Below are 14,474 nucleotides of genomic sequence, written 5' to 3' on the forward strand. Positions count from 1 at the left end.
CCAAGTTTTCCATTGGCCGGACCGGCATGAACGCACCTTCCTCCTCCCCTGCCGCCAGCGACGCCCAGCGTCCCGGCGTGCTGCTGTCGCCGGAACTGCCGGCGCCCCCCAACCCGTTCCGCCAGGCCATCACCGATGCCTGGTTGAAGGACGAGGCCAGCCACGTCCGCGAGCTGCTGGCGCAGGCCCGGCTGCCGGCCGACGAGCAGGCCAGGGTGCAGGCGCTGGCCGCCGACCTGGTCGGCCGCGTGCGCGTGCGTGCCAAGGACCAGGGCGCGATCGAAGCCTTCATGCGCCAGTACGACCTGGGCAGCGAAGAAGGCGTGCTGCTGATGTGCGTGGCCGAAGCGCTGCTGCGCATTCCGGACCAGGACACCGCCGACAAGCTGATCCGCGACAAGCTGGCCGATGCCGACTGGGAAAAGCACCTGGGCGGCAGCGACTCGGTGCTGGTCAACGCCTCCACCTGGGGCCTGATGCTGACCGGCAAGCTGGTACAGATGAACGACGCCACCCGCGCCGATGCGCCCAGCGCGTTCAAGCGCCTGGTCGGCCGCGTCGGTGAGCCGGTGGTGCGCCTGGCCGTGCGCCAGGCGATGAAGATCATGGGCCACCAGTTCGTCATGGGCCGCACCATCAGCGAGGCGCTGTCGCGCTCGCACAAGGGCGACAACGCGAACTACCGCTACTCCTTCGACATGCTGGGCGAAGGCGCGCTGACCATGAAGGACGCGCTGCGCTACCTGGAAGACTACCGTCGCGCGATCCACGCCATTGGCGGTGATCACAAGGCCCGCGGCGGCCGCCCGGATGGCGACGTCAACAACGCACCGGGCATCTCGATCAAGCTGTCGGCGCTGTACCCGCGCTACGAGCACGCCAAGCGCGAGCGCGTGCTGAAGGACCTGGTGCCGGGCGTGCTGGAGCTGGCGCAGCTGGCCAAGAGCTACGGCATCGGCTGCACCGTCGACGCCGAAGAGTCCGACCGCCTGGAACTGTCGCTGGACATCATCGAGCAGGTGTTCTCCGACGCCTCGCTGGCCGGCTGGGACGGCTTCGGCGTGGTCGTGCAGGCCTACCAGAAGCGCACGCCGTACACGATCGACCACCTGGCCGACATGGCGCGCCGCGCCGGTCGCCGCCTGCAGGTGCGCCTGGTCAAGGGCGCCTATTGGGATGCCGAGATCAAGCGCGCGCAGATCGAAGGCTATCCGGGCTACCCGGTGTTCACCCGCAAGCAGAACACCGACGTGTCCTACCTGGCATGCGCCAAGCGCCTGTTCACCCATGCCGACGCGATCTACCCGATGTTCGCCACGCACAACGCGCACACCATCGCTGCGGTGCGCAGCATCGCCAACGGTGGCGTGTACGAGCACCAGAAGCTGCACGGCATGGGCGATGACCTGTACGCCGAAGTGGTGCCGGCCGATCGCCTGGGCCTGCCCTGCCGCGTGTACGCCCCGGTCGGTTCGCATGAAGACCTGCTGCCGTACCTGGTGCGCCGCCTGCTGGAAAACGGCGCCAACTCCAGCTTCGTCAACCGCATCACCGATGAGCGCGTGCCGATCGCCGACCTGATCCGCGATCCGGTCGAGATGGTCGCCTCGTTCGCTTCGATTCCGCATCCCAAGATCCCGCTGCCGGTAGACCTGCTGCGCAGCCAGAACCACGACAGGAAGAACTCCATGGGCGCCAACCTCGCCAACGACAACGAACTGCGCGCCCTCGCCGAGCAGCTCAACGCGGCCGTGAAGCCGTGGCAGGCCGCCCCGCTGGTGCCGGGTGCGAACCCGGCCGGCGCCTCGCTGCCGGTGACCAACCCGGCCGACACCCGCGAAGTGGTCGGCCAGTGGCTGGCCGCCGATGCCGCCACCGTGCAGAAGGCGCTGGCGAATGCCGTAGCCGCGCAGCCGGCCTGGAACCGCACCCCGGCCGCCAGCCGCGCCGCCATCCTCGAGCACGCCGCCGACCAGCTGGAAGCGCGCATGCCGGAGTTCATGGCGCTGTGCGTGAAGGAAGCCGGCAAGAGCCTGCCCGACAGCATCGCCGAAGTGCGCGAAGCCGTGGACTTCCTGCGCTACTACGCCAAGCAGGCGCGCGAGCAGTTCAGCCACGCCGAGAAGCTGCCCAGCCCGACCGGTGAGTCCAACGAGCTGCAGCTGCACGGCCGCGGCGTGTTCGTCTGCATCAGCCCGTGGAACTTCCCGCTGGCGATCTTCCTGGGCCAGGTCGCTGCTGCACTGGCCGCCGGCAACAGCGTCATCGCCAAGCCGGCCGAACAGACCAACCTGATCGGCTACTACGCGGTGAAGCTGCTGCACGAAGCTGGCGTGCCGGCCGAGGTGGTGCAGTACCTGCCGGGCGACGGCGCCACCGTCGGTGCCGCACTGACCGCCGACCCGCGCGTGGCCGGCGTGGCCTTCACCGGCTCCACCGACACCGCACGTGCGATCAACCGCGCCATGGCCGCGCGTGACGCCGCCATCGGTGTGCTGATCGCCGAGACCGGCGGCCAGAATGCCTTCATCGCCGACTCCTCGGCGCTGCCGGAACAGCTGGTCAAGGACGCGATCGGTTCGGCCTTCACCTCCGCCGGCCAGCGTTGCTCGGCCGCGCGCGTGCTGTTCGTGCAGGACGACATCGCCGACAAGGTGATGACCATGCTGGCCGGCGCGATGAAGGAACTGAAGGTCGGCAACCCGGGCCTGCTGTCCACCGACGTCGGCCCGGTGATCGACGCCGACGCGCTGAAGATCCTGCAGGACCACGCCGAGCGCATGGACCGCGAAGCGCGCCTGATCGCGGCCGCCGAGCTGTCCGCCGAAGCGGCCAATGGCACCTTCTTCGCACCGCGCGCGTATGAACTGAAGGACCTGGGCCAGCTGCACAAGGAAATCTTCGGGCCAGTCCTGCACGTGATCCGCTGGAAGGGCGACCAGCTCGACGCGGTGATCGACCAGATCAATGCCACCGGCTACGGCCTGACCCTGGGCGTGCATTCGCGCATCGACGAGACCGTTGATCGCATCAGCAACGGCGTCCACGTCGGCAACGTCTACGTCAACCGCAACCAGATCGGCGCGGTGGTCGGCGTGCAGCCGTTCGGCGGCCAGGGCCTGTCCGGCACCGGCCCGAAGGCCGGCGGCCCGCACTACCTGCTGCGCTTCGCTACCGAAAAGACGGTGACGGTGAACACCACCGCCGCCGGCGGCAACGCCTCGCTGCTGACCCTGGGCGACTGATCGCCTGCTTGATGCAGTAAACAAAAAACCCCGCGAGCGCGGGGTTTTTTGTGCTTTGCTTCCTGTAGAGGCGGGCCCACGCTCGGCTTTCCTGGCTGTAGAGCCGAGCCCATGCTCGGCTTTTCTGGCGCAGCCGAGCGTGGGCTCGGCTCTACAGAGGCAAGGCGACACTGAACCGATTGTCCGCCCGCTTCGCCAGCTCGCCCTGCACGCGTGCGATGCGCGTCTCCAGATCGCCTTCCAGCAGCACATACGCGACACCCTCTGCCTGCAGCTGCTCCAGGTACCACGCATGCTGCTGCGCCCGGAAAGCTTCGCCCACGCGCGTGCCATCCTGGTCAAACGGAATATCCGGCGCGCACAGGAACAGCAGGTCGTAGCGTCGTCGTGCCGCTTGCCGCAGCGGCTGCGGCGCCGTGCCAAACATCCAGCCGCTGTAGCCCAGCGTCACCAGCGGCGTGGTATCGCAGAACAGCCAGCGATGCGCACGCCGCACAGCTTCGTCTTCGTGCTGTGGCTGTGTCATTGCGATGCGCAGCAGATCGCCCGGCGTCAGCTCTCCGCCTCGCTGCTCCCACAGCGTGCGGCCATACTCCGGCACCCAGACAGTCTGCAGACGCTCGGCCAGCACGCGGGCCAGCGTGGTCTTGCCGCTGGACTCGCCACCGATGAAGGCCACGCGCTGTACATGGTCGGCATACACCTGCGGTGCGAGCCCATGGCGATGCGCATGCGGATCGCTGCGCAGCTCGGTGCCGCAGGCCTGCCCGACGTCCAATGCGCGTTCGAGCCGCTCATGGCGTACCGGCGCACCGAAGTGCGTGGCCAGCGCCTGCGCGAAGCCGTCACCGTAGTCCTCACCGGTGTACACCGCCTGCACCGGCCCACCGAACAGGTTCAGGCACAGCCAGGCGGTAAAGTCACGTTGCACCTGTTCGTCATCACTGTCCTGCGGCAGCGCTCGCACCGGCAAGCCATGCTGCGTGCACAATGCGGCCAGTCGCGCGTCGTCAAGCACCGCTACCGTGGCCTGCGGGAAACGCGCACGCAGCCAGCGCTCGCGGCGCGCAGCGCTGTAGCCGGCAAAGCCCGGCTGCGACCAGCCGATCACCAGCAGCTGCTGGCAGCGCGTGGCGGCGAAGTCGATCAGTCGTTCATGGCCGCGATGCAGCGGGCAGAACTTGCCCACCACCAGGCCGCGTGCAACGCGCTCAGGCAGCGGCATCGGCCGCCCTGGCCTCGTCCCGCATCAGGTGCCGCCAATGGCGCAAGGCGACCAGCGCGTTGATCCAGAAGCCCACATACAGGATCGAGGTCAGGTGCAGGCCACGGCTGTAGTAGAGCGGCACCGCAACGGTGTTCACCAGCAGCCATACCCACCACGATTCCAGCTTGCGTCGCATCATCAGGATCTGCGCGATCACACTCAACACCAGCACCGCCGAATCGATGTACGGCGCATAGGCATTGGTCAGGCGGGTCAGCATCCAGCCGTAGCCGAACGTGGCCACTACCGCCAGCGGCGCCAGCCAGGCCCAGGCGCGCGGCCGCAATGAAGTGATCGGCAACGGCGCGCCATGGTCACCACGCAGCCACTGCCACCAGCCCAGCACGCTGATGGCGATGAAGAAGAACTGCAGCACCATGTCCGCATACAGATGCGATCGTTCGAACACGGCAGCAAACAAGGCGCAGCCGACGATGCCCAGCCACCAGGTGTGCACGTTGTTGCGGCCGGCCAGCAGGATCGAGCCGGCGACGGCGATGTTGGCAGCCAGCTCCAGCTGGAAGTTCGGATCGGACAGGTTCATGGCGCTATTGTCGTGGATCCGTGCGCTGCGTGGACGCCCCGGCCCGTCCCTACAAAAAGAAAGGCCCCGCTTGCGCGGGGCCTCCTTCGTACTGCTCCAGGCAATCGCCCGAATCAGAACTTGTACTGCATCGACGCCGCCAGCACGTCGCCGCTGACCTTGTACTTGCCGGTCACGGTGTTGCCGGTGGCCGAGGTCGAGGTGATGTTCGGATCCTTGGTGAACAGGTGGGTGTAGCCCACGCTGTATTCCATCTTGTCCGAAGCGGCGTAGGTCATGCCCAGCGACAGCCACTTGCGGGTGGTGTCCGGCACGCGCACGTCGCGGTGGGCATCGGTGGTCGGGGTCTGGTCATAGGCCAGGCCGCCGCGCAGGGTCAGCTTGTCGTTCACGCGGAAATCGGTACCGATCGACGCGAAGGTGGTGTCACGGTAGTGGAACGGCAGCACGCTGTCCGGCTGGTTGGAGTCGTAATCGACGACGACCTGGTCGAACTTGCTCCACGCAGTGCGCGTGACTTCAGCCATGATCTGCCACTGGTCGTTCACACGGTGGGTGAAGCCCACGGTGGCGCTGGCCGGCAGGGTGATGGTCGCGCGACCGTTGCTGTCGATGAAGGTACCCGGGGCAGCAGTGGCCAGGAAGGCCGCCGCATTCTGCGGGATGGTGAAATCGGCCTTGCCGTCGGTGATCTTGTGCTCGACCTTCGAGCGGTAGCTGAACGCGATGTTGGTGCCTTCCACCGGGGTGACCGTCATGCCCAGGGTGTAGCCGACCGACACTTCATCGCCCTTGATGCGCAGGTAGCCATCGGCGGTGCCCGGCGAGAAGCCGAGCTGGGCGGCCTGGCGTGCAGCGGCCTGCGAGGCCGCCGCAGCCTGGGCTGCGGTGCCGCCGGCAGCCAACACACGCGCCGCAGCGGTGCGCTGGGCAGTGGCGTTGATCGCGGTGCCGGTGTCGACAGCACTGGTCAGGTCGACGTTCAGGCGCTCGGCGAACACCGACGCACCGAACGACAGGTACGGGTTGACGTCATAGGAGAACGCCACGCCCAGGTCGATGGCCTGCAGCTCGGTCTTGACGCCGTTGTAGCGGCCGACCCAGTCGCGGTCGTATTCGGTCTTGAAGCCGAACGGCACGGTCAGCGAAGCACCGAAGTGCATGTTGTCGTTCTCGCCGAACGGCACGTGGAAGTACGCGGCCGGAACCGGGGCGATCATGCCGGCGTCGCCGCCGTTGCCACCGGAAATCGGCGCGCCGTTGGCGTACTTGCCCTGGCCGCGGAACTTGGCGCCGAAGCTGATGGCGCTGACGTCGCCCTGGACCAGGGTGCCGTCGAGCAGGCGCATGGACGCCGGGTTGGTAGCGATGACCGAGGCGTCACCTTCGGTCGAGGTGGAGCCGGCGAACGCGCGGCCCAGGCCCTTGGCGCTGTTTTCCTTCAGCTGGAAGGCGGCAGCATTGGCATCGGCGGCGGCCAGCGCACCGGCAACGCCGACGGCCAGCAGGGTCAGTCGGGCAATGGTGGAAGCGGTTTGCATCGTAGTTCTCTCTCCGGTAAGCGGTGATGGTGCTCTGAGTGCGCCTGCGCCCGCCGGGTCCTGGGACCCATCGGAGCGCGCCGGATTCCCCTCCCGACATACGACGCCGTATGCGAGTATTACCCAGAGCTGTTAATGAAACAATAACAGCGCAGGCGGTTTTTTCGTCTCAAAAGCTGAACAGGACCGTCCCCACCGAACGTGGCCGCACGCTAGGCTATTGGCATGTTCGTCTCCCTCCCGTCGCGCAAGAAGGCGGCCCTGCGTTGGGCCACGCCCGTGCTGTTCGCGTCATTGTGGCTGGCATTCCTGTGGTCGATCTCGCGCCCGGACGATGCCCGCGGCAGTCTCTGGCTGGACTGGGGCGCCCTGTCCACCGGCCTGACCCGTCCGCTGGACTGGTGGGCGACCCTGCAGGACGGCAGCGTGCTGCGCCTGTTCACTGCGCTGTTCCTGCACGCCGACTGGTCGCACCTGCTGGGCAACCTGGTGTTCCTGCTGATCTTCGGCCTCCCCGCCGAGCGGGTGCTGGGGCCGTGGCGGTTGCTGCTGCTGTTCCTTGTGGGCGGCGCGGTGTCCAACCTGGTGGCGATCTACACCATGGGCAGCCCGGACCAGATCATCATCGGCGCCAGCGGCGCGGTGTCGGCGCTGATCGGCGCCTATCTGGCCCTGTTCCCCGGTGCCCGGCTGGGCGTGGTGATCCCGCTGGGCCTGTTCCTGGAGTTCGTGCGCGCCCCGGCCTACCTGCTGATCGGCGTCTGGGCCGCGCTGCAGGTGGTGTTCGCCCATATCGGCCCCAGCTTCGGCATGGTGGCCTGGTGGGCGCACATCGGCGGCTTCGTGTTCGGCGTGGTGTATGGCGTGTACGTGCGCGCCGCGATCGCGCGCCGCCTGCGCAAGCGGCACGGATTCTGACCCCTGATAGTGCCGGCCGCTGGCCGGCTCCACGCTCACCCGCTCGTTCGTAGATCAGTCGAGCATGGCTCGACTCTACAAAATCAAGGCTTGGCCGGGACGGGTTCGGGCTTTGCTTCCGGCTTTGCTTCCGGCTTTGCTTCCGGCTTTGCTTCCGGCTTCGCCGCAGCGGCCTTCGCGGCCTTGGCCGCATCCGCCTTGGCGGCCTCGGCCTTCAACCGTGCGGCTACCGAGCCTGGGTTCTTCAGCTCGGCCAGCGCGTCGTTGATCGGGCCATCGCCCGGCAGCACCGCACCGGCGTGGTAGCCCTCCGTGCCTTCGTCATCGCCGCGCAGATGGCCCGGCAGGGTCGCTTCGCTGTAGTCGCTCAGGCTGGCTGGCAGTGCATCCTCGGCCGGCGTGGCGGCGGGCTTCAGTTCGACGTCCGGCACGATGCCGGTGGCCTGGATCGATTTGCCGCTGGGCGTGTAATAGCGCGCGGTGGTCAGCTTCACCGAATCACCGTTGTCCAGCGGCAGCACCGTCTGCACCGAGCCCTTGCCGAAGGTGCGGCTGCCGACCACGCGCGCGCGCTTGTTGTCGCGCAGCGCGCCGGCCAGGACTTCCGATGCACTGGCCGAACCGGCATCGGCCAGCACGACCACCGGTGCGCCCTTCAGCAGGTCGCCCGGGGTCGCGTCGAATCGTGCATCGCTGATGCTGATGCGGCCACGGGTGCTGACGATGTTGCCCTTGTCGAGCAGATCATCGGCCACCTGCACGGCAGCGGTCAGCAGGCCACCCGGGTTGCTGCGCAGGTCCAGCACCAGGCCCTTGAGCTGGCCACCGGACTGCTTCTGCAGCTGCTGCACGTGCTTCTGGAAGTCCGAACCGGTATCGGCCTGGAAGGTGCTCAGGCGGATGTAGCCATAGCCGGGTTCCAGCAGGCGGCTGCGCACGCTGGTCACGCGGATGGTCTGGCGGGTGAGGCTCACGTCGAACGGCTTGGGCTTGCCTTCGCGCACGATGGTCAGCACCACCTTGCTGCCGGCCGGGCCGCCCAGCGGCTCGCTGGCATCGATCGCACTGATCGGCTTGCCGTCGATGGCGATGATCAGGTCACCAGCGAGGATGCCGGCCTTGGCCGCCGGGGTGTCGTCGATCGGCGCGATCACCTTCATGCTGGCGTTGTCCGGCTGCTGCTGCAGCTCCACGCCGATGCCCTCGTAGGCACCATTGGCCTGCTCGTCGAAGGCCTGCGCGTCTTCCTTGTTGAAGTAGGTGCTGTGCGGATCGAGGTCGAGCAGCAGGCCACGCACGGCCGACTGCATCAGCTTCTTGTCATCGACCGGATCGACATAGGCGGCGCGCACCGCGTTGTACACGGCCACGAAACGGCGGATGTCCTCCAGCGGCACCTTCGAGGTCACCGCCTCCTCGCTGTTCGCTGCCTGCCCGCTGGTTTCCTGGCTCGGGGCGGGCGCGGTCTGCTGCGCCCAGGACAGCGCTGGCAACAGGGCCAGCAAGAGGGTGGCGGTACGGGCTGCGCGCATGGATCACTCCTGTCGACGTTGGCATCGTGCCCAAGGCACATGCACCGATTATGCGCGAAGCACAGCTAAATTCCCGTTGAATCCAACCCGCATCCGGCAGGCCTGGATTCAGCGCCGCTGCAGCCAGCTGTCCGGGTTGACCGGCTGCCCGCCACGGCGCAGCTCAAAGTACAGCGCGGTGACGCCCTGGCCACCGGAATTGCCGACCTTGGCCACCGCATCACCGCGGCTGACCCTTGCGCCGGCATCCTTCAGCAGGGTGTCGTTGTGGGCATACAGGCTCATGTAGCCATTGCCGTGGTCGACGATCAGGATCATGCCGTAGCCGGTCATCCAGTCGGAGAACACCACGGTGCCGTCGGCCACGGCCGTGACGGTGCTGCCGGCCGGCGCGCCGATCAGCACGCCGCTGCTGGTACGGCCATCGGGCAGCTTGCCGCCATAGCGGGCCAGCAGGTTGCCGGACAACGGCCAACCCAGGCCGCCGACCTTCGGTGCCGGTGCCGACGCCACCGCAGGTGGAACCTTGGTTGCCGGCGGCGGTGGCCGGCCCTGTGCGGCCGCCTGGCGTGCGGCCCGCTCGGCAGCGGCCTTTTCGGCAGCAGCTCGACGTGCCGCCGCGCGACGCTCGGCTTCGGCCCGGGCGGCAGCGGCACGCAGATTGGCCAGCAGCGTTTCCAGCGCCTTGGCATCCTGGCCCAGTGCCTGTTCCTTCTCGCGCCGGTCCTTGAAGCGTTCGTCGAGCGAGGCCACGGTCTGCGCGCGGTCACGGCGGTCGGCCGCCAGCGCCGCTGCCTGCTGCTTCTGGTCCTGCTGCGCCCCCTGCAGCTTCTGCTTGCGCTCGGCGATCTGCGCCTGCAGCGCTTCCAGTTCCTTCAGGTCGGCGGTGAGCGTGGTGATGCGCTGCGCTCGTTCGCGCTGCAGGTAACGATGGTAGGCCAGGGCGCGATTGGCATCGGCCACCGTGTCCTGCGACAGCAGCAGCTTCAGCGGTGCGTGATTGCCAAGCTGATACGCCGCGCGCAACAGGCCGGCCAGTTCGCGGTGCTGCTGGGCCAGGTTGGTTTGCAGGCTGCTGCGGCGCTGCTCGGCCTGGGCCAGGGCCTGGGCCTGCTCGCGCAGCGCCGCTTCGGTCTGCGCAAGCGCACGGCCGGTGCGTGCCACCTTCTCGTCGGCCTCGCGCAGCTGTTGCGATGCCTGGCCACGCTGCCCTTCGATCTGCCGTCGCTCCTGCGCCACGCCCTTCAGCTCGGTACGCAGCTTCTGCAGCTTGCGCTCGGTCTCGCGGGTGGTCTGCGCAGCACCCGGCAGGGGCAGGGCCAGCGCCACAGCCAGCCCCAGCAGCAGCCAGCGCCCGCCGCGTACGGCGGCGATGTGATGTCGGCGTGATGGGAAGGCGTTGTCGCGCAAGGGCTTTCCAGTGACTTCAGGCAGTTGCGGGGGGTACCGGGGAATGGTGACATCTCCGCACGCGGCCTGCCAGCCGCACATCCATCGAGGTTCCCATGAAAACTCTATCCATTCCGCTGCTGTTGGGCGTACTGCTGGTCACCGGGCCGGTCTGCGCCCAGGAGAACATCAGCAAGGTCAACGGCAGCATCAGCGCCGAACCCGGCCAACGCTACGGCAAGCTGGACACCGTCAACGGCGGCATCCGCGTCGGCGAAGGCGTCGAGACCGGAAGCATCGACACCGTCAACGGCGGGGTGAAGGTTGCCGACCGCGCACGCACCGGCAAGATCGAAACGGTCAACGGCGGTGTCCGCCTGGGTCGCGAAGTGATCGCCAGCGGTGGCGTCAGCACCGTCAACGGCAGCATCTTCACTGATCGCGGCAGCCAGATCGAAGGCGGCGTCGAGACCGTGAACGGCGGCATCGGCCTGGTCGAGAGCCGCGTCGGCAAAGACGTCGAGACCGTCAACGGTGACATCACCGTCGGCATCGGTTCGCAGGTCAACGGCGGCGTGCATGTGCGCAAGCCGAACTTCAGTGTCTCGCTCACCGCCAGCCGCAAGCCGCGCGTGATCATCGGCCCCAACGCGGTCGTCAGTGGGCCGCTGCAGTTCGAGCGCGAGGTGGTGCTGTACGTGCATCGCACCGCACGCATCGGCCCGGTCACCGGGGCCGAGCCGATCCCGTTCGATACCGAAACCGCGCCGGCCGACTGAACCCGTCGCACCTGCCGCTTCGGTGATACTCGCGTTTACCGGTCGCGCATGAGATGCGACCGCCCTTTGTTCTCCAGGAATCGACGATGCCCCTCAAACTCCTCCTGTGCCTGGCCGCCGCGGCCGCGCTCAGTGCCTGCAAAGGCGAATCCACGCCGGCTGCCACGCCGCCCACCGATACCGCTGCCGCGAAGCCGGCCGCCCATCAGTTCTCACCGGAGATCAACGCCGGCGACTTCGCCGAGATGGTCAAGACCCTGGCTTCGGATGAGTTCGAAGGCCGCGCCCCGGGCAGCAAGGGCGAAGAACTGACGGTCAACTACATCCGCGACCAGATGCAGCGCATCGGCCTGCAGCCTGGCAACGGCGACAGCTGGTTCCAGGATGTGCCGATGACCGAGACCACGGCCGATGAATCGACCGTGCTGAAGATCACCCAGGGCGGCAAGACCACCGAACTGAAGTTCGGCACCGACATGGTGGTCGGCACCCGTACCGGCCAGGCCGAGGTGAAGGTCGATGCCAGCGACCTGGTGTTCGTCGGCTATGGCGTCGATGCGCCGGAGCAGAAGTGGAATGACTACGCCGGTCAGGACTGGAAGGGCAAGACGGTCGTGATGTTCGTCAACGACCCGGGCTTCCACGTCGACGACGCGAAGCTGTTCGACGGCAAGCGCATGACCTACTACGGCCGCTGGACCTACAAGTTCGAGGAGGCCGCCCGCAAGGGCGCCGCCGCCGCGCTGATCGTGCACGACACCGCCGGCGCGTCCTACGGCTGGGACGTGGTGAAGAATTCCTGGGCTGGCCCGCAGTACGACCTGCCCGCCAAGGATGACCCGGAAGCGCGCATCCCGGTACAGGGCTGGCTGAGCGCCGACGCGGCCAAGGCGCTGTTCGCCGGTGCCGGCCTGGACCTCGCCCAGGCCTACAAGGACGCCAGCAAGCGCGGTTTCAAGCCAGTGCCGCTGAAGGCCACCGCTGCGGTCGACCTGAAGAGCCGGATCGCACAGAAGCAGTCGCGCAACGTGGTCGGCGTGCTGCCGGGCAGCAAGCGCGCTGACGAGGCCGTCCTGTACATGGCGCACTGGGACCACCTGGGCAAGCATGAGGGTGAGACCGGCGACAACATCTACAACGGCGCGGTCGACAACGCCACCGGCGTGGCTGGCATTCTCGAAGTGGCCGAAGCCATGGCCCACCAGGAGCCGAAGCCGGAGCGTTCGGTGGTGTTCCTGGCGGTGACCCTGGAAGAGTCCGGCCTGCTGGGTTCCAAGTACTACGTCGCCCACCCGACCTTCCCGCTGGACAAGATCGCCGGTGTGATCAACATCGATGCGATGTCGGTGGCCGGCCGTGCCAAGGACGTGACCGTCACCGGCTTCGGCAGCTCGGAGCTGGAGGACATCCTCAAGCCGCTGGCCGCCGCCCAGGACCGCACCCTGCACGGTGAGACCTCGGTACAGAGCGGCTTCTACTTCCGCTCCGATCACTTCAACTTCGCAAAGGCGGGTGTGCCGGCCCTGTACGCCGATGGCGGCGAAGACCTGCGCGAGGGTGGCGTGGAAGCGGGCCGCAAGGCGGCGGCGGACTACGGCGCCAACCGTTACCACGGCCCGAAGGACGAGTTCGACGCCGCCACCTGGAAGCTGGACGGCACCGTCGAAGACCTGCAGCTGATGTACGGCGTGGGCAAGGAACTGGCCGGTGGCGATCGTTGGCCGAACTGGTATGCAGGCAATCCGTTCAAGGCAGCCCGCGACGCGATGATGAAGGACAAGGTCCCGGCCAAGTAAAGTCGGGCCATGCTCGACTGAGCACTGTTGAGAGCAGAGCGGCGCCCCACGGGGCGCCGCTTTTCTTTTGCGTACCGTCGGCGGCTCATCCACGGTTGGTGTGGATCTGCCGGTAGTGCCGGCCGCTGGCCGGCAATCGATTGGTAGCGGCCAACCCTGGTTGGCGCCATGCTCCTCGCGGAGCACTTACGCATGGCGTGGATCTACCGGGCAATGCAACGCCATCGGATTGCCGGCCAGCGGCCGGCACTACCGGGGTTTCCTGCGCACAAAGAAAAACCCCGCTGCATGAGCAGCGGGGTTTTGGGTGTAAACCCTGGCGATGACCTACTCTCGCATGGCTTGAGCCACACTACCATCGGCGCAGCTGCGTTTCACTTCCGAGTTCGGGATGGGATCGGGTGGTTCCACAGCGCTAATTTCACCAGGGAGACGGTTGCAGCAGCGCTTGCAGCGCCAGCTTCGCGATCTTGCCCTTGGGGCGGAAGGGACCCGCAAAATGCAGTGCCTTCACTTAATAAGAAAAACCCCGCTGCGTGAGCAGCGGGGTTTTGGGTATAAACCCTGGCGATGACCTACTCTCGCATGGCTTGAGCCACACTACCATCGGCGCAGCTGCGTTTCACTTCCGAGTTCGGGATGGGATCGGGTGGTTCCACAGCGCTAATTTCACCAGGGAGGCTTTTGGAGCGTCGCACTCGTCCCGGGGGACAAGGCGCCAGCCTCGCATAGTTCTTGTGACGTAGCGTGCACTTGGATGCTCTTACGACGCTGTCGTAAAGCCAAGGCAACTTGAGGTTATATGGTCAAGCCGCACGGATCATTAGTATCAGTTAGCTCAATACATTGCTGTACTTACACACCTGACCTATCAACCACGTAGTCTACATGGTTCCTTCAGGGGGCTTGTGCCCCGGGAGATCTCATCTTGAGGCGCGCTTCCCGCTTAGATGCTTTCAGCGGTTATCGCTTCCGAACATAGCTACCCGGCAATGCCACTGGCGTGACAACCGGAACACCAGAGGTTCGTCCACTCCGGTCCTCTCGTACTAGGAGCAGCCCCTCTCAAATCTCCAACGCCCATGGCAGATAGGGACCGAACTGTCTCACGACGTTCTGAACCCAGCTCGCGTACCACTTTAAATGGCGAACAGCCATACCCTTGGGACCGACTACAGCCCCAGGATGTGATGAGCCGACATCGAGGTGCCAAACACCGCCGTCGATATGAACTCTTGGGCGGTATCAGCCTGTTATCCCCGGAGTACCTTTTATCCGTTGAGCGATGGCCCTTCCATACAGAACCACCGGATCACTAAGTCCTAGTTTCCTACCTGCTTGATCCGTCGATCTTGCAGTCAAGCACGCTTATGCCTTTGCACACAGTGCGCGATGTCCGACCGCGCTGAGCGTACCTTCGAGCTCCTCCGTTACTCTTTAGGAGGAGACCGCCCCAGTCAAAC

Annotated in this window: 9 protein-coding genes and 3 rRNA genes (1 of these 12 running past the window's edge); 4 read left to right on the forward strand and 8 right to left on the reverse strand. The window is 66.6% G+C overall.

What is annotated here, in order from left to right; genetic code table 11:
• The first annotated feature begins 26 nt into the window (after window positions 1-26).
• Window positions 27-3,245, forward strand: a complete 3,219-nt coding sequence (gene putA / locus ACUVWL_RS15700; RefSeq protein WP_014645688.1) for a bifunctional proline dehydrogenase/L-glutamate gamma-semialdehyde dehydrogenase PutA — start codon at window positions 27-29, stop codon at window positions 3,243-3,245.
• A gap of 151 nt (window positions 3,246-3,396) precedes the next feature.
• Here the strand turns inward: putA and ACUVWL_RS15705 are convergent, their stop codons facing one another.
• From ACUVWL_RS15705 to ACUVWL_RS15715, 3 genes are all read right to left on the reverse strand, one after another.
• Window positions 3,397-4,470, reverse strand: coding sequence for an AAA family ATPase (locus tag ACUVWL_RS15705; RefSeq protein ID WP_445978547.1), 1,074 nt, complete (start codon window positions 4,468-4,470; stop codon window positions 3,397-3,399).
• Window positions 4,457-5,056 (reverse strand): nicotinamide riboside transporter PnuC, encoded by a 600-nt coding sequence (gene pnuC / locus ACUVWL_RS15710; protein WP_014645686.1) that lies wholly within the window; start codon window positions 5,054-5,056, stop codon window positions 4,457-4,459. Before pnuC ends, ACUVWL_RS15705 begins: the two co-directional genes overlap by 14 nt.
• A gap of 113 nt (window positions 5,057-5,169) precedes the next feature.
• The gene (locus tag ACUVWL_RS15715) at window positions 5,170-6,597 is read right to left on the reverse strand and encodes an outer membrane protein transport protein (protein ID WP_049419231.1); all 1,428 of its coding nucleotides are present in this window, start codon (window positions 6,595-6,597) and stop codon (window positions 5,170-5,172) included.
• Between the two features lie 225 nt (window positions 6,598-6,822).
• On the opposite strand from ACUVWL_RS15715, the gene ACUVWL_RS15720 reads away from it, so the two are divergent.
• Window positions 6,823-7,515, forward strand: coding sequence for a rhomboid family intramembrane serine protease (locus ACUVWL_RS15720; protein ID WP_005414994.1), 693 nt, complete (start codon window positions 6,823-6,825; stop codon window positions 7,513-7,515).
• Window positions 7,516-7,598: 83 nt separating this feature from the next.
• Here the strand turns inward: ACUVWL_RS15720 and ACUVWL_RS15725 are convergent, their stop codons facing one another.
• Window positions 7,599-9,047, reverse strand: a complete 1,449-nt coding sequence (locus ACUVWL_RS15725; RefSeq protein WP_445978548.1) for a S41 family peptidase — start codon at window positions 9,045-9,047, stop codon at window positions 7,599-7,601.
• 108 nt (window positions 9,048-9,155) lie between these two features.
• Entirely contained in the window at window positions 9,156-10,457 is a 1,302-nt protein-coding gene (locus ACUVWL_RS15730) for a murein hydrolase activator EnvC family protein (protein ID WP_014645683.1), read from the reverse strand.
• A gap of 95 nt (window positions 10,458-10,552) precedes the next feature.
• On the opposite strand from ACUVWL_RS15730, the gene ACUVWL_RS15735 reads away from it, so the two are divergent.
• A complete protein-coding gene (locus tag ACUVWL_RS15735; RefSeq protein ID WP_014645682.1) occupies window positions 10,553-11,215 on the forward strand; it encodes a hypothetical protein in 663 nt (220 codons plus the stop codon).
• Window positions 11,216-11,301: 86 nt separating this feature from the next.
• Window positions 11,302-13,011, forward strand: coding sequence for a M28 family metallopeptidase (locus ACUVWL_RS15740; RefSeq protein WP_445978549.1), 1,710 nt, complete (start codon window positions 11,302-11,304; stop codon window positions 13,009-13,011).
• 314 nt (window positions 13,012-13,325) lie between these two features.
• Here the strand turns inward: ACUVWL_RS15740 and rrf (ACUVWL_RS15745) are convergent.
• The 3 genes from rrf (ACUVWL_RS15745) to ACUVWL_RS15755 all read right to left on the reverse strand — a co-directional run.
• Window positions 13,326-13,440 (reverse strand): 5S ribosomal RNA (rrf, locus tag ACUVWL_RS15745).
• 133 nt (window positions 13,441-13,573) lie between these two features.
• Window positions 13,574-13,688 (reverse strand): 5S ribosomal RNA (gene rrf / locus ACUVWL_RS15750).
• Between the two features lie 125 nt (window positions 13,689-13,813).
• Window positions 13,814-14,474, reverse strand: a 23S ribosomal RNA gene (locus ACUVWL_RS15755) (it continues 2,219 nt past the right edge of the window).

The organism is Stenotrophomonas muris (assembly GCF_052751275.1).